Here is a 26,683-nt window from a genome sequence, read left to right as displayed (position 1 = left end):
TCGAACGGGGACCGTTCAGGCCGTCCACCAGAAGCGGATGCCGGCAATGCCTTGCCCGCCGGCCTGTCGGGCCGTCGTGACATCGTCGGGGCCGACGCCCCCCAGGGCATAGACCGGCACCACGGCCTCGGCGACCCGCTCGGCGAACCAGGGCCAGCCCCGGCCCGGCCGGGCCGGGTGCGTCGGCGTAGGCCGAACCGGACCCAACGTCACGTAGTCGGCCCCCAGCGCCGCCGCCCGGGCCAGCTGACCGGCATCGTGGCAAGAGACCCCCAGCCAGACCGAGGCCGGGACAGGGCGAGACGACAGACTCCGGGCTTCATGCCAGGGCAGGTGCAACCCGGCGGCCCCGGGCACGGCGGTCAACCGCTCCGGCCCGCCGTGGAGCAGGGGTGCGACGCCCCGGTCGCGGCACAGCGCCACCGCGGCGTCGGCGAACCGCCGGTAGGCTTCGTCGTCCAGCGCCGGGGCCCTCAGCACCAGCGCCGACACCGGTGTCCGATCCAGACTCGCGGTCAGCGCCGCCAGCCCATCCCCTACGCTGCGAACATGGCCGGTGATCGCCAGTGTCTGCGGCAGGCGGAGCGCCCGGATGATCGGCCGGTTGGCGGCGGGGAAGTCCTCGTCCCGCAACGCCTCGGGCGCCAGCCAAGCCACCGCTTGGCCTTCCCGGCCCTCGGGCTCGCCCTCGGCCTGACCGGTGCGCCAGACGTCCAGGAATACCCGTTTATCACCATAGTCATGGCGGATGCCAATCAGCGGCTCCAGGGCATCGGGCGATACCCGCAGCCCGGTTTCCTCGGCCAGCTCCCGGATCAGAGCCTGCTGCACCGTCTCCCCCGGCTCCACTTTACCGCCAGGAAATTCCAGCAGTCCCCCCTGGTGGGCATGATCGGGCCGGCGGGCAATCAGCACCCGGCCCCGCCGCTGCACGACGCCCACCGCGACATGGACCTCCCTTACGGGGTGCGCCTGATCCGCCATTTCAGGTCCGGTATTCTGCGTTGATGGTGACGTAGTCGTGGGAGAAGTCACAGGTCCAGACGGTTTCCCGGACCTCGCCTCGGCGCAGATCGATGGTGATGGTGACCTCTTCCTGGTTCATCACCGCCTGTCCCCGCGCTTCGGAATAGTCCTCGGCGCGGCCGCCGTTGCGGACGAGACACACGTCTCCGAGGTAAATCTCCAGGGCCTGCAAGTCCAAGTCGGACACGCCGGCCCGGCCCACCGCCGCCAGGATGCGCCCCCAGTTAGGATCCGAGGCGAACAGCGCCGTCTTGACCAGTGGCGAATGGGCCACGGCGTACGCCACGTCCAGAGCCTCGGCCTGGCTGGCCGCATTGCGCACGTCGATGGTCACGAACTTGGTGGCGCCTTCGCCGTCGCGCACGATGGCGTGGGCCAGCTCCAGGTAGACGGCCTTCAATGCCTCGCGCAGAACCGGCAGCTCCGGGCTGTCAGCGGCCACTTCCGGCCCCCCATACTGGCCAGTGGCCACCAGCATGCAGGCATCATTGGTGGAGGTATCCCCGTCGACGGTGATCCGGTTGAACGAGGCCTCGCCCAGCTCCGAGGCCAGGGATTGCAGCAGTCCCGGTTCAATCCGGGCATCGGTGGCGATGAACCCGAGCATGGTCGCCATGTTCGGTCGGATCATGCCCGCGCCTTTGCTGATGCCGGAAATCGACACCGTGTGCTCCCCCAGCCGCACCTGACGGGATGCGCCCTTGGGCCGGGTATCGGTGGTCATGATGCCTTCGGCGGCTTCGGGCCAGCGGCTTTCACTCACTTCAGCCAGAGCATCGTCCAGGGCCGCCACGATTTTAGCGACCGGCAGGGGTTCACCGATGACCCCGGTGGAAAACGGCAGCACTTCCTCAGCGGTGACCCCGGCCTTGTCCGCCAGGGCTTGGCAGCAGGCCAGGGCATCGCGCAGCCCCTGCTCGCCGGTACCGGCGTTGGCATTGCCGGTGTTGATCAGCAGGTAACGCGGCGCCGCCTGTGCCAAGTGGCGTCGGCTGAGCACCACCGGGGCGGCACAGAACTGGTTTCGGGTGAAGATACCCGCGACCTGGCTACCCGGCGCCAGCTCGAACACCACCACGTCCTTGCGCCCGGGTTTCTTGATGCCGGCGCTGGCGATGCCGATACGGACACCGGCGATGGGGTAAAAATCGGGTAAACCACCTGGACCAACGGCCATGCTACCTCTCCTTTATTCACAAACCTGTGGAATGGTCTGAACGCAAAAACCCGCAACCTGAGGCCATCAGGATGCGGGTCTTGCGCGGTCTCCAGTGCCTGGCGGTCAGTTGACCTTGCCGCAGCACTGCTTATATTTCTTGCCGGACCCGCAGGGACAGGGTTCGTTCCGGCCGATTTTCCGTTCTTGGCGGACAAAGGTCTCCGGTGTCGCCGCCGACGGGCCTGCGTCACCCTCACCCCGCCCCTGCGGCTGCGCGGTCGCAGTGGCGCTGGTCTCGTCGTGACGCAGCCGGGCCCGGGCCAGCTCCTTCTCCAGCGCTTCCCGACGCTGGCGCTCGACTTCTTCCATCTCCTCCCGAGTCTGGACGCGAACGTGGCACAGGATACGGACGATATCCCGTTTCATGGCGGCGAGCATGTCCTGGAACAGGTTGAACGCCTCCCGCTTGTATTCCTGCTTCGGGTTCTTTTGGGCGTAGCCGCGCAGGTGGATGCCCCGGCGCAGGTGATCCATATTCGCCAGGTGCTCCTTCCAGAGCGTGTCCAGAACCTGCAGGAACACCTGCTTCTCGAACCGTCGCATGGCCTCGGCACCGGCAATGCTTTCCTTCTCCTCGTAGGCGGCGACGATTTCGGCGAGGATTTTTTCGCGCAGGCTTTCCTCGTACAGCTTATTGTCGTCCTCCAGCCATTTCTGGACCGGAAGCTCAATGGCCATTTCCGACTGCAGCTGGGCCTCCAGCCCCTTCACATCCCATTGTTCCGGCATGCTCTGGGGCGGGATGAACTCGCTGATCAGCTCGTTGACAACATCCTCGCGGACCGTGCGGATCAGGTCGGAAATATCGTCCGAGGCCATGACCTCATTGCGCTGCTCGTAGATGACCATACGCTGATCGTTGGCGACGTCGTCGTATTCCAGCAGCGTCTTACGCATGTCGAAGTTGCGGCCCTCGACCTTGCGCTGTGATTTCTCGATGGCGTTGGTGACCATGCGATGCTCGATCGCCTCGCCCTTCTTCATCCCCATCGCCTGCATCAGGCTCTTGACGCGGTCCGGAGCAAAGATCCGCATCAGGTTGTCCTCCAGCGACAGGAAGAACCGGGACGAACCGGGATCGCCCTGACGACCGGCCCGGCCCCGAAGCTGGTTGTCGATCCGCCGCGACTCATGGCGCTCGGTACCGATGATGTGCAGGCCGCCGGCCTCCAGCACCTGGTTATGACGCTCCTGCCACTCCGCCTTGATACGGGCAATGTCCTCCTCGGTCGGATTCTCCATGGCGGCAACCTCATACTCCCAGTTGCCGCCAAGCACGATGTCGGTACCACGGCCCGCCATATTGGTGGCAATGGTCACCGCGCCGGGCCGGCCCGCCTGGGCGATGATCTTAGCCTCGGATTCGTGATGCTTGGCGTTCAGGATCTGGTGCTCGATGCCCGCTTTCCTGAGCAGTGACGACAACAGCTCCGAGGCCTCGATGGAGGCGGTGCCCACCAGCACCGGGCGACCTTCTGCGGTGACATCCTTGATTTCATCGATGATGGCGTGGAACTTCTCTTCCTGGGTCAGGTAGACCAAGTCGTTGTAATCAATGCGCTGGACCGGCTTGTTGGGCGGGATGACCACCACGTCCAGGCCATAGATCTGACGGAACTCGAAGGCTTCAGTATCGGCGGTCCCGGTCATGCCGGCGAGCTTGTCGTAGAGGCGGAAATAGTTCTGGAAGGTGGTGGAGGCCAGGGTCTGGCTCTCGGCCTGGATCCTCACCCCTTCCTTGGCCTCGATGGCCTGGTGCAGCCCCTCGCTCCAGCGGCGACCGGGCATGGTACGGCCGGTGTGCTCATCCACGATGATGACCTGACCACCCTGAACAATGTAGTCCACGTCCTTCTGGAACAGGTGATGGGCCCTGAGTGCCGAATGGACGTGGTGCAGCAGGCCCAGATTGGCTGCCGAGTAGAGGCTGTCGCCCTCCTTGAGCAACCCCTGTTCCAGCAGCAGCTGCTCGACCTTCTCGTGCCCCACCTCGGTCAGCTCCACCTGCCGGGACTTCTCGTCGATGATGAAATCACCGGTGGGCTCGCCGTCTTCCCGAGCTTCCCCCTTGTGCAGTTTGGGGACCAGCGCATTGATCGCCTGATAGAGCTTGGAGCTGTCCTCAGCCGCGCCTGAGATGATCAGTGGCGTCCGGGCCTCGTCGATGAGGATGGAGTCCACTTCGTCCACGATCGCAAAATGCAGGCCGCGTTGGACCTTGTCCGCGGTACTGAAGGCCATGTTGTCGCGCAGGTAGTCGAAGCCGAACTCGTTATTGGTACCGTAGGTGATGTCCGCCTGGTAGGCGGCCCGTTTTTCCTCCGGGGACTGGCCCGAAACCACCACGCCCACCTCCAGGCCGAGGAAGCGGTACAACTTACCCATCCACTCGGCGTCCCGGCGGGCCAGGTAGTCGTTCACCGTGACCACGTGCACCCCTTGGCCGGTCAGGGCATTCAGGTAGACCGGGGCCGTGGCCACCAGCGTCTTGCCCTCCCCGGTTTTCATCTCGGCGATCCGCCCCTCGTGCAGCGTGATGCCGCCAATCAGCTGGACATCGTAGTGGCGCATGCCCATGACCCGGCGACTGGCCTCGCGCACGGTCGCAAAGGCTTCGGGCAGCAGGGCGTCCAGGGATTCGCCCTCCGCGAGCCGGCGCCGGAACTCAGCGGTCTTGCCCTGCAACTCGGCATCGGAGAGATTGCCAAACGACTCCTCAAGTTCATTGACACGCTCGACAATCTTGCGCATCCGCTTGATTTCTCTGGCATTTTTACTTCCGAAAATTTTCGTTGCAAGCTTTGTGAACATAGACCACTGCTTCTTTAATTAATCGAAGGGAGCCGGCATTCTAACCTTATTTTCCGGCAAGACAAAAGTCGCACCCCGGCCTGTGAACGGCCGGGGTGCGCGGGTTGAGCGGTATTCGAAAAGCCCGGCGAGGCGGGGAGGACGGCAGCGGCGGCTGGCCGTGAGAAACCAACGATCAACGATCGGCCCGGGCGATGTATTTCAGCGGGTCCCGGGAATGGCCGTTCTGAAGCACCTCGAAATGCACGTGTGGCCCGGTGGAGCGTCCGGTGCTGCCCATCAGGGCGATCACCTGCCCCTTTTGCACCACATCTCCGACCTTCACCTTGACCGTCTTGCAGTGACCGTAGCGCGTCACCAGGCCGTCGCCATGGTCGATTTCCACCAGGTTGCCGTAACCATACCGTTCCCCGGCCCAGGTCACGACGCCGCCGGCCACGGAAATGATGTCACTGCCTTCCTTACCGGCCAGATCGACGCCGTCATGCCAGGTGCGCTTGCCGGTGAAGGGGTCGGAACGGTAACCGTACTTGGAGGACAGCCAGCCCCAGGTAATCGGGCGTCCCGCCACGTACCGTTCCTCTTCGAGCTTCTGCCGGGAGGCCAGCGTGTCAAGCAGGCGCAGCTGCTGCTCCCGATCCTCCAGCTGAGCCTCCAGGCGCTCGATCATATCGGTCAGAGCCGGCACCGTGAACGGCTCCTTGGACGACGCACCTTCCGGGCCACCGACGGCCGCCGGCTCCTCAAAGTTGAACTCCTCCGCCGCCACCAGTCCGGATTCGACGAAGCGCTGTCCCAGGGCATCCAGGCGCAGCATCCGCCCCTGCAGTTCACCCAGCCGCAGGGTCAGTGCATCAATCTGCTGCTGGGCCCCTTCCTTGACCTCCGCCAGCGCCTGCTGCTGCTCCGCCAGCTTCGCCTGCCACCGCGCCACCAGCTCGGACGGCTCCGGCTGCTCGGCACTGGCCGCCAGCGTGGCCGCGTAATAGCCTGCCCACGCAGCGGCAGCCAGCAGCCCCAGGACCATCAGGGTCATGCCGGCGACGAGTCCGCCACCGAGGGAGACCACCCGGGCTTTGCCGTGGCGCTTGCCAACGAGAATAATGTTCATATCGTCTTCTGGTTTCATCGGGGAGCCGCCAACCTGATCCTGTCGAGTTGCGCCCCGGAGTCTTCGCGCGGGTCTGCCGATCCTTGGCAACAACTGCGTGCTGAAAAATCGCAGCGCCCGGTAGACACACCCATTTCGGACAATGTAAAACGAGTGTCAGGCAGGCACTACGCACAAACCGTGCCGAAGTGTAACCAATCGTAATTGGACCCGTCGAGCAAAACCGCACCCATGGCGTCAAAAAACGATCAAAAACTGAGCTTCGACAAATTTCGGGGACCACCCACGCTGCGCCAGCTGATCGCCAAGGCGGAACAGCATCGGGAAGCCGAACAGACGGTCCTGAGGGCATTGCCCCGGGACTTGGCTCAGGGCGTTCGCTTTCTGGCCTGCCAGGACGGCGAACTGACCCTGTCGGCGGAAAACGCCACCCAGGCCAGTCAGATCCGTTTCCGTCAGCACGAGATCATGGCCAGTGTGCGCCAGGACGAAGCCTTCCAGTACGTCTGGAAACTGAAGGTAAAAGTCGTGCCGCCGAAGGCCCGGGAAAAACGCCGCCGGATCAAACCCCGGCTGAGCAAGGAAAATGCCCGGCTTCTTGCGGAAGAAGCCGGGCACACGAAGGATAAAGCGTTACGGGAGGTTCTCGAAAAACTCGCAAGCCACGTCCGGGACTGAGGCGTCCTGCCTCAGCCCTGGGCCGCCAGCACCGGTTTCATGTAGGAGATGGGAGCGGCTTCCTCATCATCGAAGGTGACCACTTCCCAGGCATCCTCTTCCGCCCGGAGCTTGCGCAGCAGCTTGTTGTTCAGGTCGTGACCGGATTTGACGCCGCGGAACTCGCCGATCAGGCTGTTGCCCAGCAGATACAGGTCGCCGATGGCATCCAGCACCTTGTGCTTGACGAATTCGTCATCGTAGCGCAGCCCGTCCTCGTTGAGGATCTTGTAGTCGTCCACCACGATCGCATTGTCGACACTGCCGCCCAGGGCCAGGTTCATAGCGCGCAGCTTCTCGATGTCGCGCATGAAACCGAAGGTCCGGGCCCGGGACACTTCCTTCACGAAAGAGGTGCTGGAAAAGTCCACGGTTGCGGTCTGGGCCCGGCCCTTGAAGACCGGGTGATCAAAGTCGATGCCGAAGCTGACCTTGAAGCCATCGAACGGCAGGAAGGTGGCACTTTTGTCGCCTTCCTGAACACTGACTTCGCGCTTGATCCGGATGAACCGCTTGGGCGCATCCTGCTCGGCGATGCCGGCCGACTGCAGCAGGAAGACGAAGGGACCGGCGGAGCCGTCCATGATCGGCACTTCCGCCGCGCTCAGTTCCACGTAGCAGTTGTCGATACCGAGACCCGCCATGGCGGACAGCAGGTGCTCAACGGTTGCCACCCGGACACCGTCCTTGACCAGCGTCGTGGACAACATGGTCTCGCCCACGTTTTCCGCACAGGCGCGGATCTCGACCATCGGGTCCAGGTCCGTGCGGCGGAAAATGATGCCCGTGTCCGCCGGCGCGGGCTTGAGGGTCAGGTAGACCTTTTCCCCCGAGTGCAGGCCGACACCGGTCGCGCGGATGGTGTTCTTGAGTGTCCGTTGTCTGATCATCGGTTCATCATTCCGTCACAAAATAGCGATATTCTGGGCAAAAATCTGCCTGGAGAATATCAGAATTCGGAGCTGAGTACCATTTGACCAGGTCGGCCTTTGCGAAACTTTTGCAATCGCCCGGGCCCGGCCGGTTCTCGGCTCACGTCCACCAGGCCCGCCCGCCATCGCGCGAAGCGACGGGCCGGCACGAGTCTGGCTCAAAGTTGAGACAGATTATCAATCCGCCTGCCGACGGAGGAATGCGGGAATATCGAGATAGTCGACGCCCTGCTCCTCGCTCTCCTTGCTCTGATCGATCGCCACGTTGCCGGAAGACACCGCACGACGACGCAGCACCGCCGGACGATCCAGTTGCCGGTAGTCGGTCTTGCCATCCAGCGTACGGGTGTTGTCGACCACCTTCGCCGGTTTCTCCCGATCGCCACCCAAGCCGGTCGCCACCACGGTCACCTTCAGTTCGTCGGTCATTTCCGGGTCGATCACGGTACCGACAACCACGGTCGCGGAGTCGGAGGCGAACTCACGAACGATGTCACCCACCTCAGAGAACTCGCCCAGGTTGAGATCCATGCCAGCCGTGATATTGACCAGGATGCCCTTGGCGCCCTGCAGGTTGATGTCTTCCAGCAGCGGGCTGCGGACCGCGGCCTCGGCGGCCTCGCGGGCACGGTTTTCGCCGGTGGCCCGGCCGGTGCCCATCATCGCCATGCCCATCTCGGACATCACCGTCTTCACGTCGGCGAAGTCGACGTTGATCATGCCGTTGCGGGTAATCAGGTCAGCAATGCCCTGGACCGCCCCCAGCAGCACGTCGTTGGCTGCGGCGAACGCATCCAGCAGACTGGTTTTCTTGCCCATCACCGCCAGCAGCTTTTCGTTCGGGATGGTGATCAGCGAGTCCACGTTTTCTTCCAGCTCCTTCAGGCCGGCCTCGGCGATGCTCATGCGCTTGCCGCCTTCGAACATGAACGGCTTGGTGACCACCGCCACGGTCAGGATGCCCAGCTCCCGGGCCACCTCGGCTACCACCGGCGCCGCGCCGGTTCCCGTGCCGCCCCCCATGCCGGCCGTGATGAACACCATATCCGCACCCTGCAGAGCTTCGGAGATCCGGTCCCGGTCTTCCAGCGCGGACTGGCGGCCCACTTCCGGATTGGCGCCGGCGCCAAGCCCCTTGGTGATGTTGCCGCCAAGCTGAATGACCTGGCGCGGATCCAGATCGGTCAGGGCCTGGGCATCGGTGTTGGCACAGATGAATTCCACGCCTTCGATGTCGCTGTTGAGCATGTGACGTACCGCGTTACCGCCACCGCCACCGACACCGACGACCTTAATGACCGCGTTCTGCTGGACATTATCGACGAGTTCAAACATTTCCCTTACTCCTTCGTGCTGTCTGCGGCCTTGTCCAGGCCGCTTATCGAGTTTTGTCTGTTCGAGATACCTTCGTGTACTGCCCGTCCGGCCAATCAGAAATGACCGGTGAACCAGGCCTTCATGCGCTCAAACAACGAGGGCGCATCTTCCCCCTTGAGCACCGGCGTCCGGCCAAGATCCATTTGCCGGAAGCCATGGATCAACAAGCCCACGCCGGTGGCGTAAATCGGGTTGTTGACCACCTCCGTCATGCCGGACACGGCCTGCGGCGAAGCCAGCCGGACCGGCATGTGGAAGATTTCCTCCGCCAGCTCCACCACCCCTTCCATGGTGGATGAGCCGCCAGTCAATACGATGCCCGCCGGAATCAGGTCCTCGAAACCGGAGCGGCGCAGCTCCGACTGGACCAGGGTGAACAGCTCCTCGTAACGGGGCTCCACCACTTCCGCCAGTGCCTGACGCGATAGGTCCCGGGGCGGGCGGTCGCCGACACTCGGGACCTTAATGGTCTCGTCGGCCCCAGCCAGCTGGGTCAGCGCGCAGGCATACTTGATCTTGATTTCCTCGGCATTCTGGGTCGGTGTCCGCAGGGCCATGGCGATGTCGTTGGTCACTTGGTCACCGGCGATGGGAATGACTGCGGTGTGGCGGATGGCGCCACCGGTGAACACGGCGATGTCGGTGGTACCGCCACCGATGTCCACCACACACACGCCCAGCTCCTTTTCGTCCTCGGTCAGGATGGCGTGACTGGAAGCCAGCTGCTCAAGGATGATGTCGTCCACCTCCAGGCCGCAGCGCCTGACGCACTTTTCAATGTTCTGGGCGGCGTTGACGGCGCAGGTCACCAGATGGACTTTGGCCTCCAGCCGCACGCCGGACATGCCCAGGGGCTCCTTGATCCCTTCCTGGCTGTCGATCACGAACTCCTGCGGCAGAATGTGCAGGATTTTCTGGTCGGCAGGGATGGCCACCGCTTGGGCCGCATCGATGACACGATCGATGTCGGCCTGGGTCACTTCCCGGTCACGGATCGCCACGATACCGTGGGAGTTGAGGCTCTTGATGTGGCTGCCGGCGATCCCGGCATAGACCGAGTGAATGCGGCAACCTGCCATCAGCTCCGCCTCCTCCACCGCGCGCTGAATGGCCTGGACCGTAGTCTCGATATTGACCACCACGCCACGCTTGAGCCCCCGGGACGGATGGGAACCGATCCCCACCACTTCGATGGTGCCGTCCATCTTGCGCTTGCCGACGATCGCAACCACCTTCGAGGTTCCGATGTCCAGGCCCACAATCATGTTTTCCGTTTCAACCGATGACATGTGTTTCACCAAACCGTAGGTCTGCCGTTAAGTTCTAGGAATTCGGTTCGGAAGCGGCCGGGGCCGGCTTCCACTGCACCGCCACACCATTGGTGTAGCGGGCATCGATGCGTTTCACTTCATCCGAACGGGACACCAGCCGGGCCTCGTAGACCGCCAGAAAGCGCTCAAACCGTTCGTCCACATGGTCCCGCCCCAGGACCACCTCGATACCGTTGGCCAGATTCAGGGTCCAGGCCCCCCGGGCCTCCAGCGACAGGCCGGCGAAACCGAGCCCGTGACGGGCAAGCCGGCCACTCAGGTCCTGCGCCATGCGGATCACGTCCCGCACCCGCTCATCCGGTCCGGACAGTCGGGGCAATCGCCCCGCCACCTCCGGATTGGCCGGGGCAAACAATTCACCGGTTCGGCTGACCAAGCGCCCGCCGTTCCAGTACGCCAGCGGTTTCTTCTCGCGGATGTCAATCACCAGGCGATCCGGCCAGACCCGGCGGATGGCCGCCGAAGCCACCCAGGGACGGCGCTCCAGTTCCGCCTTGATCTCGGACAGATCGGTGGCGAAATAGCTCTTGCCGAGCCAGCGGCTGGCCTCGCGCTCGATGGCCACGCGACTGTCACCGATGAATTCACCCTTCACGTCGATGGCCAGAATCTGCTGGTCCATCGCTTCCAGAACCTTGCCGGTGCCCCAGGGCACCAGAGCGGCCAGGAGCACGATCAGGGCTCCCAACCCAACCTGCAGCCAGGGCACGGACGCGAGAATGGCCCTGAGCACGCCCAGCCGATCCCGCTCCGGCTCCAGGGAGGTGGCCCCCCGGCGCCGCGGCGGCTCGGACGGAAACGCCCGGCTTCGGACCCGCAGGTTGTCAAGCATCCGCATCCTCCAGCGTGTCGGCCAGAATCCGGACCACCAGCTCCTCGAAACTGATCCCCGCCGCGCGCGCAGCCATCGGTACCAGGCTGTGGTCCGTCATGCCGGGTACGGTATTCACCTCCAACAGCCAGAACTGCCCGTCGCGATCCTGCATCACATCCACCCGGCCCCAGGTCCGGCAGCCCACGACCCGGAAAGCCTCCAGCGCCAGCGTCTGCAGCCGTACTTCATCCTCCGGCGCCAAACCACAGGGAATACGGTAGCGAGTGTCATCGGCGAGGTACTTGGCGTCGTAATCGTAGAACGGATGGTCTGTGCTCAGGCCAATCGCCGGCAGCGCTCTGTCCTGCAGCAAACTGACCGTGAACTCCGCCCCTTCGATCCATTCTTCCACCAGCACTAAGTCGTCCAGTGCCGCAGCGGCGTTGTAGGCGTCGATCAGCTCCGCTTCGGTGGACACTTTCCGCACCCCGATGCTGGAGCCTTCGTGGGCCGGCTTCACGCTCAGGGGCGGACGCAGCTCCTTCAGGATCTGAGCCGCCTGGCCGGCTCCGGTCATGGCACGAAACCGAGGCGTCGGCAGGCCGTAGCCCTGGAACACATACTTGGTGCGCAACTTATCCATGGCCAGGGCCGAGGCCAGAACGCCACTGCCGGTATAGGGGATGCCAGCCTGCGCCAGAATCGCCTGAAGGGTGCCATCCTCACCGCGCCGGCCGTGCAGGGCGATAAACACCCGGTCGTACTGGGGCGACTCGGCCACCTTCAGCAGACAGCCACGCACATCCACTCCGTAGGCATCGACCCCGGCGGACTGCAGCGCGGCGAGAACGGCCTGGCCGCTTTTCAGCGACACCTCGCGTTCGGCGGAATCCCCCCCCATGAACACCGCCACCCGCCCCAGCGCCCTGACCAGGGCAGGGTCTGCCTGAAAACTCAAGGTTTCACCGTGATGCTTGTCAGTCACTGGAAATTACCCCCCCCGCCGCCAGCCGAGCGGCCACGCCACCGATATCCCCGGCGCCCTGAGTAATGAGCAGGTCGCCGTCCTTCAAGACATTGGCCAGCAGGCCCTCGATCTTGCCGTTGTCCTCGACGAACACCGGTTCAATGAGCCCGCGTTGCCGGATGCTGCGGCACAAGGAGCGACCGTCGGCGCCCGGGATGGCCGGTTCACCGGCGGAATAGACATCCATCAGCAGCAGCGCATCGACTTCCGAAAGTACCCGGACAAAGTCCTCGTACAGGTCGCGGGTGCGGGTGAACCGGTGCGGCTGATACAGCATCACCAGTCGCCGTCCGGGCCAGGCATCCCGGGCCGCGCGGATCACCGCCTCGACCTCGGTGGGATGGTGACCGTAGTCGTCCACCAGGGTTACCCGGCCCCTGGGCGTCTGGTAGTCGCCATAGACCTGGAACCGCCGGCCAACGCCGGCGAAAGCCGCCAGCCCCCGGCAAATGGCAGCATCCGCCACCCCCTCGTCGGTGGCGACGGCGATGGCCGCCAGGGCATTCAGCACGTTGTGGCGCCCCGGCATGCCCAGTTCCACGGCCAGGTCGGGACGCCCCCCCGGGCGCTTGACGACGAAGCGGGTTTTCAGGCCGTCCGTGACGATCCCCTCGGCACGATAATCGGCGTCAAGATTGTCGATGCCATAGGTGATGATGGCCCGGGAAATACGTGGAATGATCTCGCGGACGTAGCCATCGTCCACGCACATGACCGCGACCCCGTAGAACGGCAGATTGTGCAAAAAGTCGACGAACGTCTGCTTCAGCTTTTCGACATCGCCGCCGTAGGTGTCCATGTGGTCCGCCTCGATGTTGGTCACCACCGAGATCACCGGCGTCAGGTGCAGGAACGAGGCGTCACTTTCGTCCGCTTCCGCCACCAGATAGCGGGAACCACCCAGCTGGGCGTTGGTGCCGGCACTGTTGAGTTTGCCGCCGATCACGAACGTCGGGTCCAGGCCGGCCTCGCCAAGAATGGAGGCGATCAGGCTGGTGGTGGTGGTCTTACCATGGGTACCCGCCACCGCGATGCCGTGGCGGTAGCGCATGATTTCCGCCAGCATCTCCGCCCGGGGCACGATCGGCACCCGGCGGATACGGGCCGCCGCCACCTCCGGGTTGTCCGGTTTCACGGCAGAGGAGACCACCACCACATCGGCGTGGGCACTGTTCTCCTCGCGGTGCCCGATCCGGACATCCACCCCCAGGGCCTTGAGACGCTCGGTCACCGGCCCCTCCCTCAAGTCGGATCCGGAAACCTCATAGCCCTGATTCTTCAGCACTTCGGCAATGCCGCTCATGCCGGCACCGCCGATGCCGACAAAGTGGATGCGACGAATCCTGCGCATCTCCGGCACCTGATACACCAGCGGCGGGTTGGTCACGTCAGCCATGAGCGGCCTCCAGACAGTAATTCACGACTCTCTCCGTTGCATCCGGGCGGGCCAGCTCGCGGGCGGCCGTCGCCATATTCTCGATTCGGGCCCGGTCCCCGGCCAGGTCCTGCAGCAGCTCCGTCAGGGCCTCGACGGAAAACCGGGGCTGGGGTATCAGCACCGCCGCGCCGGCGGCCACCAGCTGGCGGGCGTTGGCGGTCTGATGGTCGTCGACGGCATGGGGGAACGGCACCAGTATCGAGGCCGCACCCGCCGCGCACAGTTCCGACACCGTCAGCGCCCCGGAACGACAGAGCACGACGTCGGCCCAGGCGTAAGCCGCGGCCATGTCCTTGATGAACGGCTCTACCGACGCCGTCACCCCCTGCGCCTCATATGCTGCCCGGGCCGCCTCCAGGTTCCGCTCGCCACATTGGTGACGCACTTCCGGACGCTGTGGCTCAGGAATCCGGGCCAGTGCCTGCGGTACCCGTTCATTGAACACCTGGGCCCCCAGGCTGCCGCCAACCACCAGCAACTTCAGACGGCCACTCCGGCCGGCCAGACGCTGCGCCGGAGCCGGCAGATCCGTCAGCCCCTGGCGGACCGGGTTGCCGGTACAGCGGGTCACCACCCCGGCGCCAAAACTGCCGGGGAAGGCTTCCAGCACCGTCTTGGCAAAACGCACCAGGATACGGTTGGTCAGCCCCGCGATGGCATTCTGCTCATGAATCACCAGCGGGATTCCCCGCAGCCAGGCCGCCAGCCCACCCGGGCCGGTCACAAAGCCCCCCATGCCGACAACACAGTCCGGACGCACCCTGCGCAGCACCGTAAATGCCTCACCCAGCGCCCGCATCAGCCGGAACGGCGCCAGCACCAGCGCCAGCTTGCCCTTGCCCCTCAGGCCGGACACGTGAATCAGCGACAACGGGATATCGGTTTCCCCGACCAGCCGCTGTTCCATACCGCCGCTGGCCCCCAGCCAGTGCACTTCATGCCCCAGGGCCTGCAGGGCGCGGGCGGTCGCCAGGGCCGGGAACACGTGCCCTCCGGTGCCACCGGCCATCATCAGGAAACGACGCGGCCGGGTCATGACGCCCCCCCTCTCCGCGGTCGGCGGCTCCCCTGTCCTTCCCGGGCAACCCGTGCCTGGTCCAGGCGCTCCAGCTCGATCCGGGCCAGCACGCCAATGCAGATACAGGAAATCATCAGACTCGAGCCGCCATAGCTGACCAGCGGCAGAGTCAGCCCCTTGGTGGGCAGCAAACCGGTACTGACCGCCATGTTGATACCCGCCTGCAGCCCGATCAGCAGGGTGATGCCGTAGGCGAAGCAGGCGCCAAACTCCATGCCGGCCCGCTCCGCCCGCCGGGCGATGACCAGGCCGGACACCACCAGTACGGCAAACAGGGCCAACACCGTGAGCGAACCGAACAGGCCGAACTCTTCCGCGATGATCGCGAAAATGAAATCGGTGTGGGCCTCCGGCAGATAAAACAGCTTCTGGATGGAGTTGCCCAGGCCGACACCGGCCCACTCACCCCGGCCGAAGGCAATCAGCGACTGGGTCAGCTGATAACCACTGTCGAACTGATCTTTCCAGGGATCCAGATAACTCACCACCCGCTTCAGCCGGTAGGGCTGGGTCAGCACCAGCACCACCCCCAGCACCACGAGCACCGCGATCAACGGCAGAAAACGGCTGAGCCGAACGCCGCTGAGAAAAATCATGCCCGCGGCGGCGGTAACCAACACCACCGTTGCCCCGAAGTCCGGCTGGATCACCAGCAACACAGACGCGACGCCCAGCACCACCAGCGGTTTCAGGAAGCCCGGCCAGGTGTTCAGCAGTTCCTCCCGGCGCCGGACCACGTAACCGGCCAGATAGGCAATCAGGCACAGCTTGGCCACTTCGGACACCTGTACATTGAACAGGCCGAACGGAATCCAGCGAGTGGAGCCGTTCACGGTCCGCCCCAGCGGGGTCAGCACCAGCACCAGCACCAGCAGCCCAATGCCCAGCAACAACCAGCCGCTGCGCTGCCACCAGGCCACCGGCACATTCACCGCCACCAGTGCCAGCGCGCAACCCAGGGCTGCGAACAGCAGCTGCCGGATCACGTAGTGATAGCTATTGCCCAGCGTCTCCGACGCCATGTCCATGGACGCCGAGGCGATCATGACGATACCGATCACCATCAGCGCCGCCGCGCTGATCACCAGCGCCGGCAGCGGTTGCAGCTCGCCCAGCCATGGAGACCGGTCCTGAACCAGAGTGTCGCTACGCATCACAACAGCGCCTCCACCCGTTGCCGGAACTGGTCACCCCGGTCCTGATAGTCCCGGAACATGTCGAAACTGGCGCAGGCCGGGGACAGCAACACCCGGTCGCCCGGCCGAGCCACCGCTCGGGCTCGCGCCACGGCCTCATCCAGACTGCCGACCCGCTCCACCGGAACGGTGTCGGCCAGGGCGGACGCCAGGCGGTCGGCATCGGCCCCCAGAACGAGGACCCGCCGGCAGCAGCGGGCAACCGGTTCAGCCATGGGCGAGAAATCGGCGCCCTTACCATCGCCACCGGCAATCAGCACCACCTGTCCCTGTTCCGGCATCAGGCTCTGGATGGCCGCGACCGTGGCCCCCACGTTGGTGCCCTTGGAGTCGTTGATGTAGTCGACGCCATCAAGGCTGCGCACAAACTCGCACCGGTGCGGCAGGCCACGGAATTCCCGAACCACCGCCAACATCGCCGCCATCGGCAGGCCCGCCACCCGCCCCAGCGCCAGCGCAGCCATCACATTACTGACGTTGTGCTGCCCCATCAGTTTCAGCTCACGGGTCAGCAGCAGGTTGTCGAACCCATAGGTGATCCAGGTGCCCTGATCGTCGTCCCGGGTGCTGAAGGTCTCCGGATTGACCCGATGGAAGCCGTAGCAATGCACGGCAAGGCCATCCCGTACCATGGGTGTGCTCAGCGGATCGTCCAGGTTGACCACCGCATGCCGGGCCCCCCGGAAAATCCGCTGCTTGGCCTGGAAATACGCCATCTTGTTCGGATAGCGGTCCATATGGTCATCGCTGACATTGAGGATCGTCGCCACCAGCGCATTGAGCCGGTCGGTGGTTTCCAGCTGGAAGCTCGACAGTTCCAGCACATACAGCTCCGCGCCCTGCCCCAACAGATCCAGCGCCGGCGTGCCGATGTTGCCGCCAACCGCCACCTTGCGCCCGGCGGCCCGGGCCATCTCGCCGACCAGCGTGGTCACCGTGGTCTTGCCGTTGGAACCGGTAATCGCCACCACCGGAGCATCCGCCACCTCGGCAAACAGGTCGATGTCACCCCGGATCCGGGCGCCTGAAGCCACCGCCGCAGCGATGGCCGGTTCCGCGATGCTGATACCAGGACTGACCACCAGTTCGTTGAACTGGGCAAAGCGTTCGGCATCGAACGGCCCGAGGTAAACCGGCACATCCGGCCACCCAGCCTTCAACTCGGCCAGCCCAGGCGGGCTCGATCGGTTGTCGGCCACCGCAAACGCCCGCCCCTGCGCCGACAGATGACGCACCACCGAAAGCCCGGTCTTCCCGAGCCCGACCACCAGTGTGCGACGATCCGATGCAATGACGCCCATAAACCTGCTGCTCCTACCGAATCTTCAGGCTGGCCAAGCCGATCAGCACCAGCACCACCGTGACCACCCAAAAGCGCACGATGACCCGGGGCTCCGGCCAACCCTTAAGTTCGAAATGGTGATGCAGGGGGGCCATCCGGAAGATGCGCCGGCCGGTCAGCCGGTACGACGCCACCTGCAGGATGACGGAAATGGTCTCCATCACGAACACACCGCCCATGATGAACAGCACGATTTCCTGGCGCACGATGACCGCGACCACCCCCAACGCGGCACCGAGAGCCAGCGCGCCCACATCCCCCATGAAAACCTGGGCCGGGTAGGTGTTGAACCACAGAAAACCGAGACCGGCGCCGACAATGGCGCCACAGAAGACGATCAGCTCGCCGGTCCCCGGCAGGTGGGGAATCAGCAGATAATTGGCGAACTGGGCATGGCCGGACACGTATGCAAAGATGGCGAGCGCACCGGCCACCATCACCGTCGGCATGATTGCCAGGCCGTCGAGGCCGTCGGTCAGGTTGACGGCATTGCTGCTGCCGACAATCACGAAATAGGACAGCAGCACGAACATCACCGGCCCCAGCGTCAGGGAGACCTGTTTGACGAACGGCACGTACAGGGACGTTTCCTGGGGCAGCGCGGAACTGTAAAACAGCAGGATGGCCGCGCCGGCGCCAATCACCGACTGCCAAAAATACTTCCAGCGGGCAGGCAGGCCCCGGGGATTGCGTTCCACCACCTTGCGATAGTCGTCGACCCAGCCGATGGCGCCGAACATCAAGGTGACCAGCAGGGTGATCCAGACATAACGATTGCTCAGGTCCGCCCAAAGCAGCGTGCTCACAGCAATGGCCACCAGAATCAAAGCGCCGCCCATGGTGGGCGTGCCGGCCTTGCTCAGGTGCGTTTTGGGGCCGTCGTCGCGTACCGCCTGGCCGATCTGGTACTGACTCAGCTTGCGGATCATGGTCGGCCCGATCACCAGCGACAGCAACAGCGCCGTCAAGATACCGAGAATCGCGCGCAGCGTCAGATACTGAAACACCGTCAGCGCGGAAAAGTACTGTGAGAGTATCTCTGTCAGCCAGAGCAGCATGCGTTGTTCACCTTTTCTTTCAACCCATCCACCACGCGATCCATGGCGGAACTTCGGGATCCCTTCACCAGCACGGTGGTCGGCCCCGCCTGATGGCGCAAAATGGCGGCGACCGCGGCCTCGTGTCCGGGATGAAACTCCGCCGCCGGTCCATACCCTTCCAGATACCCTTCGCAGCCCGGCCCCACCACGAGCAGACGTTCGATGCCGCACGCCCGCGCCGTGGCCCCCACATCCTGGTGCCAGCGCCGGGCCTCCGTCCCCAGTTCCGCCATGGCACCCAGCACCGCGATACGCTGCCCAGGGAAACCGGCCAGTACCGCCAGCGCCGCTTTCATCGAGGCCGGATTCGCGTTGTAACTGTCGTCAATGACCGTCAGGTCCTTGGTCAAGGTCAGGGGCTGGAGACGGCCGGGCACCGGCTTAACCGCTTGCAGGCCAGCGATCACCTGAGCGTCCGAGGCCCCCAGCTCCCGGGCGGCCGCTACGGCCAACAGGGCGTTGAGCCGGTTGTGCTCTCCCAGCAGCGGCAGCACCGGTTCACTGTGCCACCCGTTCGGGCCGGAGACGGACAGGCGCTGCCCCTCGCCGGTCATGGTGGCACCGGTGATCACGTAATCCGCTTCCGGGTGTCCCTGAGCACTGACGCAGGCTACCCGGCGCTTCCCCGCCCGTTCGCGCCAGCGCGCGAAGGCGGGATCATCCCGGTTCAGCAGCACCAGTCCCCCCGGGGTCACCCCTTCGATGATCTCGCCCTTGGCCCGGACAATGTTGTCGTAACTGCCGAAACCTTCCAGATGGGCCTGACCGGCATTGGTCAGAATCACCACCCGGGGGCGGACGATGGCCACGGTATGGGCAATCTCACCCAGGCCACTGGCGCCCAGCTCCACTGCGGCAAAACGGTGTTCCGGTGCCAGCCGGAACAGGGTCAGGGGCACCCCAATGTGGTTGTTGAGATTGCCTTCGGTCGCCAGGGTCGGCCCCATTTCCGACAGGATCGACGCGGTCATCTCCCGGACGGTGGTCTTGCCACTGCTGCCGGTGACGGCCACCAGCCCGACCTGGCTTTCGTTCCGGTTGCCAAGCGCCAGGCGGGCCAGCGCCTGGACCGCGTCCGGCACCACCAACTGGGGCAGCGCCACTGCCGGATCCGGCGTTTCCACCACGGCGGCCACCGCACCGGTGGCTCGGGCCTGTGAAAGGAAGCGGTGGCCGTCGAAACGGTCGCCCCGCAACGCCACAAACAGGTCTCCCGGCTGCAGGCGCCGGGTATCGGTGCAAACTCCGGTGAAGGACAACAGCCCGGTCCCCGGATCCGGCGCCAGGCCCAGCCATTGCCGGGCCTCCGCCAGGGAAAAGGCGCGCATCATGCCACACCTCCGTTCAGGTTCAAGCAGTGGCGTACATGCTCCGCGTCGCTGAATGGCAGCTTCTGCCCCTGAATCTCTTGGTAATCTTCATGCCCCTTGCCAGCCACCAGTACCAAGTCACCCGGCACCGCCGAGGCGATGGCCCGCCGGATGGCCTCTGCCCGGTCATGGATCACGGCCACACGGTCCGGATGGCGGAATCCCTCAAGGATGTCCGCGACAATGGCCGCCGGCGCCTCGGTTCGGGGGTTGTCGTCGGTCACGATCACCCAGTCCGCCACCGCTTCCGCTTCCCGCGCCATGTCCGGGCGCTTGCCCCGGTCCCGGTCGCCGCCACAGCCGAACACGCAGATCAGTCGGCCCGACACGTGAGGCCGCAAGGCCGCCAGCGCATTGGCCAGGGCATCCGGAGTGTGGGCGTAGTCGACTACGACCCGGACCCCGTCGCCATTGCCGAACACTTCCAGGCGCCCGGGCGGAGGCGTCAGGCGCGCGACCGCTCCCCGCACCCGCTCGACCGGCACCCCCAGGGTCAGAACGGCGGCCATGGCGGCCAGCACGTTGCTGGCATTGAAACTCCCCATCAGCGGTACCTGGATGTCGAAGCGCCCCCACTGACCATCCACCTGCGCCTCGAAACCGCCCTCGGTCGGGCGGAAGTCCTGCAGCCACAGCTCGGTCTGGGACTCGTGGAGGCTGTAACGAACTCGGTCACAACGCCCGTCCAGCTGGCCATACAACTGGCGACCAAACGGGTCATCGAAATTGATCACGGCAAAATGCAGCCCCTCGCGGGTGAACAGTTTGGCCTTGGCGGCGCCATAGGCCTCCATGGAACCGTGGTAGTCCAAGTGGTCGCGGGTCAGATTGGTAAAGACGGCGCCCGTCATGGTAAGACCGTCCACCCGCCCCTGATCCAGGGCATGGGAGGACACTTCCATGGCGGCGGCGCGCGCGCCCTTGTCCAGAATCCGGTGCAGGATCCGATTGATCTGCACCACGTCCGGCGTGGTATGCGTGGCCGGCAGCAAGGCTCCCGGCATGCCATATCCCAGGGTCCCCAGGACGCCGCAGGGTGTGCCGGTGTCGCCAAGCAACCGGGCAATGTACTGACTCACCGAGGTCTTGCCATTGGTCCCGGTGACACCGATCAACCGCAGCCGGCGGGATGGATGTTCAAAAAAGCGGTCAGCGATCCGACCGAGATTTTGCTTGAGACCGGGCACAGGAACCACCAGGGCTCCCCGCCGCTCGAAACAGGCCCGAGGCGCGTCCGTTTCCAAAAGCACTACGTTGGCCCCGGCCGCAATGGCCTGATCCACATAGCGATCGGCCGGTGTTCGCGCCCCGGATACCGCCACGAAGGCATCGCCGGGGCGGACCTCACGGCTGTCGCTGACGAGCCCGTGGATGGTGGCATCAAACACCGAGGGCACATCGACAATGCCATGCAACAGGGTGCTGAGAGATGTGATGCACACAGCTTACCCCCTCGCCCCGACCGAACCCGGGGCCTCGCCGGACCCGGACACGTCCAGCTCCGGCTTCACGTTGAGCAATCTCAGGGCGTCGCTCATGACCCGGGCAAATACCGGAGCAGCCACTTCGCCGCCGTAGTATTCACCGGACTGAGGCGCGTCCACGGCCACCACCGTCACGATTCTCGGGTCCTCGATCGGCGCCATGCCGGCGAAGATCGCCTTGTACTGGCTGTCTTCATAGCCATGGGAGCCCACCAGGTGAACGGTTCCGGTTTTGCCGCCAGCCGAATAGAAGCCCGGGCGCGCCCGGGTTCCGGTACCCCGTTCCACCACTTGCCGTAGCATTTCACGCACCTGATATGTGACCTTCTCCGACAGTACCCGTTCCCCCACCGGTGGCTCGTCCACCTTGATCAGGCTGAGCGGGTAGCGGATGCCGCCATTGGCCAGGACCATGTACGCCTGGGCCAACTGCAACGCGTTGACACTCATTCCGTAGCCATAAGACATGGTGGCCTCTTCCACCGGCCGCCACTTCGGCGGCGCCGGCAGCACCCCCACCGCCTCGCCGGGGAAACCGACACCGGTGGGCTGGCCGAAGCCCATGCGGGCGTACAGGTCGCGGATCAGATCGCCACCCAGCTCGGTGGCGATCTTACTGATGCCAACGTTACTGGACTTGACGATGATGTCGGTCAACGACAAAACGCCATAGTTGCGGTGATCCCGGATCGTGAACCGACCGAACCGGCGGTAGCCCGGCGAGGTGTCGATGGTGGTGTTGACCGGATAGCGCCCGGACTCGAGGGCGGCGGCCATGCTGACGGGCTTCATGGTGGAGCCCGGTTCGAACAGGTCGGTGAGGGCCTTGTTGCGAAGATTTTCCGGCGCCAGCTGGCTGCGGTCGTTCGGGTTGTAGGAGCCCTGATTGACCATGGCCAGGACCTCACCGGTGTCCACATCCAGCATCACCAGCGTACCGCCATGAGCATGATGGGCGCTGACCACCGCTTTCAACTCGCGATAGGCGAGGTACTGCAGGCGCAGATCAATACTGAGCGACAGATCATGCCCCGGCTGGGCGTCGCGGATCAGAGTCAGGTCCTTGATGACCCGGCCCCGGTTGTCCTTGAGCACACGCTTGCGGCCGGGCTCCCCGGACAGCCACTGGTCGTAGGCCAGCTCAATGCCTTCCTGGCCATGCTCGTCGATGTTGGTGAAGCCGACCACATGGGCCGTCACCTCACCGGCGGGATAATAGCGGCGATACTCCTGGCGACTGTAGACACCGGCGATGTTCAGGTCCATCACCTGGCGTGCCAGCGACGGCTGAATTTTACGGCGCAGATAAATGAACTCCCGGGAGGCGTAGGAACGTAGGCGCTCGCGCAGCCGGGCTTCGTTCAGGTCCAGCAAACGCGCGAGGTTGGCCAGGCGGGGCTCATCCGGATCCATTTCCGAGGGATTGGCCCAGACGGTCTGGACCGGTGTACTGACCGCCAGCGGTTCACCGTGGCGATCCAGAATCACGCCGCGATGGGCGTCGATCGTTTCCACCCGTATGGTCCGGACATCCCCCTGCTTGCGGAGAAAGTCCTTATCGACCACCTGGAGGTCAACCAGGCGCCAGCCCAATACACCGACCACCAGCAAAAACGCGCCCAGCACGGAGCCAAACCGCCAGGCCTTCATGCCGGCGGCAAGCCTGCGACGCCACTTTGACTGTGCTCCGTGATCGGACAAGTCGGCCACCCTGACAATGTCTGTCGTTTGTTGTTATCGAATCAACGGCTTGCCACTGGCGACATCAGGGGCACCAGCACGATGTCCTCGCGCCCCGGCACCACCATGCCAAGACGCTCCGCAGCCAGTTTCTCCACCCGGCCGTGCGCGCTCAGGGCACTTTGCTCCAGCAGCAGCTGGCTCCATTCCCGTTGATAGCGATCCCGTTCGCCCTGGAGTTCCGCAAGCGTGTTGAACAGAGTCCGGTTTTCATGGGCCGCCACCACCACGCCCACCGACGAGGCAAGCAACACACCCACCAGCCCCAGGGACACCAGAACCTCCCTGCGACGGGTCGCCTCGAAGACCTGGCGGGAAAGCCGGACCGCGGTTGCGACGCCGTCGCGCACTCTCTGCTTGTTGAGCCTGGCCGTCTTGGCCGGCCGCTCGATCACTACCGCGCCCATGGTTACGCGCTCCCCTGCTCTGAGTCTGTTCGTTCGATTCGTTCCAACACCCGCATGACGGCGCTGCGCGCCCGGATGTTCTCGTTCACTTCATGCTCATCGGCCCGGTTGGCCCGGCCCACCAACCGGAAATCCGACCGTTCCTGATCCGCCGTCACCGGCACGCCCCTCGGCAACTTTGGCCCTCGGGCCAGGTCCCTCATGAAACGCTTGACCAGCCGGTCTTCCAACGAATGAAAGCTGATCACCACCAGCCGGCCACCGGGCGCCAACCGCTCCGCGGCAGCCCGGAGACACACTTCAAGGTCTTCGAGCTCGCGATTGATGAAGATCCGGATCGCCTGAAACGTCCGGGTCGCCGGATGTTTGTGGCGCTCCTTCCTGGGCACAGCTTCCGATACCAGTTCCGCGAGCTGGCGCGTGGTTTCGATGGGCGCCTCCTGGCGGCGTTCCACAAGCAACCGGGCGATACGCCGGGAAAACTTCTCCTCGCCGTATCGCCAGATCACGTCCGCGATGTCCTGCTCCTCCGCCGTCGCCAGCCACTCCGCGGCACTGGGCGACTGCCGGGGGTCCATTCTCATGTCGAGCGGGCCGTCCCGCATGAAGCTGAAGCCACGGGCGGGGTCATCCAGCTGGGGTGACGACACCCCCAAATCCAGCAACACCCCGTCCACCGACGCCCAGCCCCGTCGCGCCATGGCCAGGGCGATCTCGGCAAAGGAGCCGTGAAACCAGGAAAAGCGCGCGTCTTCGGCCGCCAGCGCCTCGGCTTCGCGAATGGCGTCCGGGTCCTTGTCGAACGCCAGCAACCGGCCCTGCGCACCCAGGCGCCCGAGGATCAGACGGCTGTGGCCACCACGGCCGAAGGTGCCGTCGATGTACCGGCCATCCGGTTTTCGGACCAACGCCTCGACGGACGCGTCCAGCAACACGGAACGGTGGGGAAACGCCGAAGCCCCCCGATCGTCAGCTCCGGCCATCATAGTGACAACGCCTCCATCTCCGGCGGCATCTCGTCATCGCCACTGGACTCGTCCAGCCATGCATACCAACGCTCTTCGCTCCACAGTTCCAGTTTTTTGCCTTGCCCGATCAGCATCAGCTTCTTTTCCAGATGCGCGTAGCTGCGCAGGGGCGGCGGTATCAGGATGCGTCCCGCAGAGTCCAGCTCCATGGGCGCCGCGTTTCCCAACAACAGACGCTGCAGGCGGCGCGCCGCCCGATTCATGTTGGGCAGAGCCTCAATCTTCGGCCTCAGCGTTTCCCACTCGGGTTCCGGATACAGCAACAGGCAGCGCTCCTCGTCGGCGTTGGCCGTCAACACAATGCGCCCGCTGCAGATCTGCGAGAGTTCCTCGCGGACCTTGGCCGGGATCGCGACGCGTCCCTTCGCATCCATGTTGATGGCATGACTGCCGAGAAAATTGCCCATTTACGCTGTCTCTGGGTGCCGGAAACCACAAAAAACCACTAGAAACCACTTTTTCCCACTTATGCACACTATAGAAACACGCAATAGACAATGCAAGCGCCGCAAACTGCGTCGCACTGGAAAAACTTCCTTTAATGACAAGGGGTTACACGCGAAGACTTACCAAGAAACGCAGATTACGGAAAAGAAAAGAAGAAAAATCAACTACCTGCAATAAGTTCTGAAGACAGAAAGTGAGGTCTAAGATTTTTTGGCTATAACCGACCGCCTATAGGTACCAACACCTACAGGCAGGGAGAGATGGGGAAATTGAGCCCGCCGATAAGCCGGGTTCTGTCGAGGACAGTCATTCATCTAGGACCTGCGTCACCACAGGCCTCAAGCAACCTACCCGAGTCCAGCGCGGGCCACGCCATTGGACTCCTATTTGGTCTTGCTCCAGGTGGGGTTTACCATCGCCATGGACTGTTACCAGCCATGCGGTGCGCTCTTACCGCACCATTTCACCCTTACCGGCGCCCGTGGGCGCTTAGGCGGTATACTTTCTGTTGCACTTTCCGTCGGCTCACGCCGCCCAGGCGTTACCTGGCACCTTGCCCTGCGGAGCCCGGACTTTCCTCCCCCGGTAAACCACCGGCGGCGACTGTCTGGCGAGCTCGGCCGAGACAATACTCCGCCGGCGGCGCGGTTGCAAGCTCCGTCACTCCGACTCCGCCCCTTTCAGGGCAAGCGCCCGCTGATACAGCGCGTTTTTGGCCAAACCCGTGGCCTCCGCCACGATCTTCGCCACCGTTTTCACCGGCAGCTCCGCCATCAGCAGGCGCAACATGCGATCCACATCCAGTCCGTCGGCACCGGCACCCGCCGACTCCGGGTCCGCGCCCCGCAGCACCAGCACAAACTCACCCCGCGTTGCATTCGGGTCCCCGGCCAGACACGCCCGGACTTGCGCCACCGGGCCCGCGTAGAAGGTTTCGAACGTTTTCGTCAGCTCCCGCGCCACCACCAACTCTCGGGTTTCGCCCATGACCGAAAGGATATCGTCCAGCGTTTCCAGAATTCGATGGGGCGACTCATAGAACACCAGCGTCGCGGCCTCGCGCCGTAACGACTCCAGTTCAGCGCGGCGCCCGGCCCGCTTGGCCGGCAGGAAACCGGCGAACAGGAAGCGGTCGGTCGGAAGCCCGGCCGCACTCAGGGCCGCCACCAAGGCGCAGGGCCCCGGCACCGGGACCACGGCAATCCCAGCGGCCCTAGCTTCACGGACCACCACATAACCGGGGTCTGAAATCAAGGGCGTGCCGGCATCCGATACCAGCGCCAGGTTCCGGCCTGCTCGCAATTCCGCCAGCACCCGCGGTACCCGGTCCCGCTCGTTATGATCGTGCAGGGCCAGCATGGATTTGCGAACCCCCAGATGTTGCAACAGCTGGCCGGTACGGCGGGTATCCTCCGCGACAACCAAGTCCGCGGCCGCCAGAATTCGACCGGCTCGGGCAGACAGGTCATCCAGATTGCCGATCGGCGTTGCGACGATGTACAGGGTGCCGGCGCCAGCCGCGGTGGCAGCGCCCGTCACGGCCGACTGTTCGTGATCGTGTTCGGACATCCAGGCTCCATATCAGGGTTTGGGAAAGCCGGAGCGAGTGACACGAACGTCATGTGAAATGCCCCGGGAACTGTTAAACTTGCCACCGTTAACGCGACGCCACAAGCCCAACCATCCGA

The 26,683-nt window shown here is 64.4% G+C and carries 22 protein-coding genes and 1 other RNA gene; 1 reads left to right on the top strand and 22 read right to left on the bottom strand.

The annotated features are described in order from the left end of the window. Positions 1–15: 15 nt before the first annotated feature. From BTO32_RS13360 to BTO32_RS13345, 4 genes are all read right to left on the bottom strand, one after another. Entirely contained in the window at positions 16–984 is a 969-nt protein-coding gene (locus BTO32_RS13360) for a Nudix family hydrolase (protein ID WP_076725147.1), read from the bottom strand. Position 985: 1 nt separating this feature from the next. Next, positions 986–2,203 (bottom strand): bifunctional glutamate N-acetyltransferase/amino-acid acetyltransferase ArgJ, encoded by a 1,218-nt coding sequence (gene argJ, locus BTO32_RS13355; protein WP_076725146.1) that lies wholly within the window; start codon positions 2,201–2,203, stop codon positions 986–988. Between the two features lie 105 nt (positions 2,204–2,308). Continuing rightward, complete coding sequence (secA, locus tag BTO32_RS13350) at positions 2,309–5,056, bottom strand: preprotein translocase subunit SecA (protein ID WP_076725145.1); 2,748 nt, start codon at positions 5,054–5,056, stop codon at positions 2,309–2,311. Positions 5,057–5,231: 175 nt separating this feature from the next. Next, positions 5,232–6,167, bottom strand: a complete 936-nt coding sequence (locus tag BTO32_RS13345; RefSeq protein ID WP_245820340.1) for a M23 family metallopeptidase — start codon at positions 6,165–6,167, stop codon at positions 5,232–5,234. A gap of 231 nt (positions 6,168–6,398) precedes the next feature. On the opposite strand from BTO32_RS13345, the gene BTO32_RS13340 reads away from it, so the two are divergent. Next, positions 6,399–6,845 carry a DciA family protein gene (locus BTO32_RS13340; protein WP_076725143.1) on the top strand — a complete coding sequence of 149 codons (447 nt, stop codon included), beginning with the start codon at positions 6,399–6,401 and terminating at the stop codon, positions 6,843–6,845. Between the two features lie 11 nt (positions 6,846–6,856). On the opposite strand, the gene lpxC is transcribed toward BTO32_RS13340, so the two are convergent. From lpxC to rsmI, 18 genes are all read right to left on the bottom strand, one after another. Then, positions 6,857–7,774, bottom strand: a complete 918-nt coding sequence (gene lpxC, locus BTO32_RS13335) for a UDP-3-O-acyl-N-acetylglucosamine deacetylase (RefSeq protein WP_076725142.1) — start codon at positions 7,772–7,774, stop codon at positions 6,857–6,859. A 219-nt stretch (positions 7,775–7,993) separates the two neighbouring features. Then, positions 7,994–9,151 carry a cell division protein FtsZ gene (gene ftsZ / locus BTO32_RS13330; RefSeq protein ID WP_076725141.1) on the bottom strand — a complete coding sequence of 386 codons (1,158 nt, stop codon included), beginning with the start codon at positions 9,149–9,151 and terminating at the stop codon, positions 7,994–7,996. A gap of 95 nt (positions 9,152–9,246) precedes the next feature. Continuing rightward, a complete protein-coding gene (gene ftsA / locus BTO32_RS13320; protein WP_076725140.1) occupies positions 9,247–10,482 on the bottom strand; it encodes a cell division protein FtsA in 1,236 nt (411 codons plus the stop codon). A 34-nt stretch (positions 10,483–10,516) separates the two neighbouring features. Beyond that, on the bottom strand, positions 10,517–11,356 hold the full coding sequence (locus BTO32_RS13315; RefSeq protein WP_076725139.1) for a cell division protein FtsQ/DivIB: 840 nt from the start codon (positions 11,354–11,356) through the stop codon (positions 10,517–10,519). After that, positions 11,349–12,323, bottom strand: a complete 975-nt coding sequence (locus BTO32_RS13310) for a D-alanine--D-alanine ligase (RefSeq protein ID WP_076725138.1) — start codon at positions 12,321–12,323, stop codon at positions 11,349–11,351. The genes BTO32_RS13315 and BTO32_RS13310 overlap by 8 nt, the downstream gene beginning before the upstream one ends. Next, positions 12,316–13,761, bottom strand: a complete 1,446-nt coding sequence (gene murC, locus BTO32_RS13305; RefSeq protein WP_076725137.1) for a UDP-N-acetylmuramate--L-alanine ligase — start codon at positions 13,759–13,761, stop codon at positions 12,316–12,318. The genes BTO32_RS13310 and murC overlap by 8 nt, the downstream gene beginning before the upstream one ends. Next, positions 13,754–14,839 carry an undecaprenyldiphospho-muramoylpentapeptide beta-N-acetylglucosaminyltransferase gene (gene murG / locus BTO32_RS13300; RefSeq protein ID WP_076725136.1) on the bottom strand — a complete coding sequence of 362 codons (1,086 nt, stop codon included), beginning with the start codon at positions 14,837–14,839 and terminating at the stop codon, positions 13,754–13,756. Before murG ends, murC begins: the two co-directional genes overlap by 8 nt. After that, positions 14,836–16,035: a putative lipid II flippase FtsW gene (ftsW, locus tag BTO32_RS13295; protein WP_076725135.1), complete on the bottom strand. Its 1,200-nt coding sequence runs from the start codon at positions 16,033–16,035 to the stop codon at positions 14,836–14,838. Before ftsW ends, murG begins: the two co-directional genes overlap by 4 nt. Continuing rightward, positions 16,035–17,378 carry a UDP-N-acetylmuramoyl-L-alanine--D-glutamate ligase gene (murD, locus tag BTO32_RS13290; RefSeq protein ID WP_076725134.1) on the bottom strand — a complete coding sequence of 448 codons (1,344 nt, stop codon included), beginning with the start codon at positions 17,376–17,378 and terminating at the stop codon, positions 16,035–16,037. The genes ftsW and murD overlap by 1 nt, the downstream gene beginning before the upstream one ends. Before the next feature lie 13 nt (positions 17,379–17,391). Further along, positions 17,392–18,477 carry a phospho-N-acetylmuramoyl-pentapeptide-transferase gene (gene mraY, locus BTO32_RS13285; protein WP_076725133.1) on the bottom strand — a complete coding sequence of 362 codons (1,086 nt, stop codon included), beginning with the start codon at positions 18,475–18,477 and terminating at the stop codon, positions 17,392–17,394. Then, entirely contained in the window at positions 18,462–19,850 is a 1,389-nt protein-coding gene (locus tag BTO32_RS13280; RefSeq protein ID WP_076725132.1) for a UDP-N-acetylmuramoyl-tripeptide--D-alanyl-D-alanine ligase, read from the bottom strand. The genes mraY and BTO32_RS13280 overlap by 16 nt, the downstream gene beginning before the upstream one ends. Then, positions 19,847–21,331 carry a UDP-N-acetylmuramoyl-L-alanyl-D-glutamate--2,6-diaminopimelate ligase gene (locus BTO32_RS13275; RefSeq protein ID WP_076725131.1) on the bottom strand — a complete coding sequence of 495 codons (1,485 nt, stop codon included), beginning with the start codon at positions 21,329–21,331 and terminating at the stop codon, positions 19,847–19,849. The genes BTO32_RS13280 and BTO32_RS13275 overlap by 4 nt, the downstream gene beginning before the upstream one ends. A 3-nt stretch (positions 21,332–21,334) precedes the next feature. After that, positions 21,335–23,023 (bottom strand): peptidoglycan D,D-transpeptidase FtsI family protein, encoded by a 1,689-nt coding sequence (locus tag BTO32_RS13270; protein WP_245820339.1) that lies wholly within the window; start codon positions 23,021–23,023, stop codon positions 21,335–21,337. 92 nt (positions 23,024–23,115) lie between these two features. Beyond that, entirely contained in the window at positions 23,116–23,520 is a 405-nt protein-coding gene (gene ftsL, locus BTO32_RS13265) for a cell division protein FtsL (protein WP_076725130.1), read from the bottom strand. 2 nt (positions 23,521–23,522) lie between these two features. After that, positions 23,523–24,506 (bottom strand): 16S rRNA (cytosine(1402)-N(4))-methyltransferase RsmH, encoded by a 984-nt coding sequence (rsmH, locus tag BTO32_RS13260; protein ID WP_076725129.1) that lies wholly within the window; start codon positions 24,504–24,506, stop codon positions 23,523–23,525. Next, positions 24,503–24,955 carry a division/cell wall cluster transcriptional repressor MraZ gene (gene mraZ / locus BTO32_RS13255; protein WP_076725128.1) on the bottom strand — a complete coding sequence of 151 codons (453 nt, stop codon included), beginning with the start codon at positions 24,953–24,955 and terminating at the stop codon, positions 24,503–24,505. Before mraZ ends, rsmH begins: the two co-directional genes overlap by 4 nt. A gap of 306 nt (positions 24,956–25,261) precedes the next feature. Beyond that, positions 25,262–25,614: RNase P RNA component class A (gene rnpB, locus BTO32_RS13250), an RNA gene on the bottom strand. A 41-nt stretch (positions 25,615–25,655) separates the two neighbouring features. Then, positions 25,656–26,564: a 16S rRNA (cytidine(1402)-2'-O)-methyltransferase gene (rsmI, locus tag BTO32_RS13245; RefSeq protein WP_076725127.1), complete on the bottom strand. Its 909-nt coding sequence runs from the start codon at positions 26,562–26,564 to the stop codon at positions 25,656–25,658. Positions 26,565–26,683: the final 119 nt, after the last annotated feature.

The sequence above is a fragment of the Marinobacter lutaoensis genome (assembly GCF_001981305.1).
GTDB classification, from domain to species: domain Bacteria; phylum Pseudomonadota; class Gammaproteobacteria; order Pseudomonadales; family Oleiphilaceae; genus Marinobacter; species Marinobacter lutaoensis.
This window is presented reverse-complemented; position numbering and strand designations above follow the sequence as displayed.

Coding starts and splice junctions, on each gene's coding strand:
- ftsA (WP_076725140.1), bottom strand. CDS start 10,482: ATGTCATCGGTTGAAACGGAAAACATGATTGTGGGCCTGGACATCGGA.
- murG (WP_076725136.1), bottom strand. CDS start 14,839: ATGACCCGGCCGCGTCGTTTCCTGATGATGGCCGGTGGCACCGGAGGG.
- ftsL (WP_076725130.1), bottom strand. CDS start 23,520: ATGGGCGCGGTAGTGATCGAGCGGCCGGCCAAGACGGCCAGGCTCAAC.
- BTO32_RS13345 (WP_245820340.1), bottom strand. CDS start 6,167: ATGAACATTATTCTCGTTGGCAAGCGCCACGGCAAAGCCCGGGTGGTC.
- BTO32_RS13340 (WP_076725143.1), top strand. CDS start 6,399: ATGGCGTCAAAAAACGATCAAAAACTGAGCTTCGACAAATTTCGGGGA.
- mraZ (WP_076725128.1), bottom strand. CDS start 24,955: ATGGGCAATTTTCTCGGCAGTCATGCCATCAACATGGATGCGAAGGGA.
- argJ (WP_076725146.1), bottom strand. CDS start 2,203: ATGGCCGTTGGTCCAGGTGGTTTACCCGATTTTTACCCCATCGCCGGT.
- BTO32_RS13270 (WP_245820339.1), bottom strand. CDS start 23,023: ATGAAGGCCTGGCGGTTTGGCTCCGTGCTGGGCGCGTTTTTGCTGGTG.
- BTO32_RS13280 (WP_076725132.1), bottom strand. CDS start 19,850: ATGATGCGCGCCTTTTCCCTGGCGGAGGCCCGGCAATGGCTGGGCCTG.
- murC (WP_076725137.1), bottom strand. CDS start 13,761: ATGGCTGACGTGACCAACCCGCCGCTGGTGTATCAGGTGCCGGAGATG.
- ftsZ (WP_076725141.1), bottom strand. CDS start 9,151: ATGTTTGAACTCGTCGATAATGTCCAGCAGAACGCGGTCATTAAGGTC.
- mraY (WP_076725133.1), bottom strand. CDS start 18,477: ATGCTGCTCTGGCTGACAGAGATACTCTCACAGTACTTTTCCGCGCTG.
- rsmI (WP_076725127.1), bottom strand. CDS start 26,564: ATGTCCGAACACGATCACGAACAGTCGGCCGTGACGGGCGCTGCCACC.
- lpxC (WP_076725142.1), bottom strand. CDS start 7,774: ATGATCAGACAACGGACACTCAAGAACACCATCCGCGCGACCGGTGTC.
- BTO32_RS13360 (WP_076725147.1), bottom strand. CDS start 984: ATGGCGGATCAGGCGCACCCCGTAAGGGAGGTCCATGTCGCGGTGGGC.
- ftsW (WP_076725135.1), bottom strand. CDS start 16,035: ATGCGTAGCGACACTCTGGTTCAGGACCGGTCTCCATGGCTGGGCGAG.
- BTO32_RS13315 (WP_076725139.1), bottom strand. CDS start 11,356: ATGCTTGACAACCTGCGGGTCCGAAGCCGGGCGTTTCCGTCCGAGCCG.
- secA (WP_076725145.1), bottom strand. CDS start 5,056: ATGTTCACAAAGCTTGCAACGAAAATTTTCGGAAGTAAAAATGCCAGA.
- rsmH (WP_076725129.1), bottom strand. CDS start 24,506: ATGATGGCCGGAGCTGACGATCGGGGGGCTTCGGCGTTTCCCCACCGT.
- murD (WP_076725134.1), bottom strand. CDS start 17,378: ATGGGCGTCATTGCATCGGATCGTCGCACACTGGTGGTCGGGCTCGGG.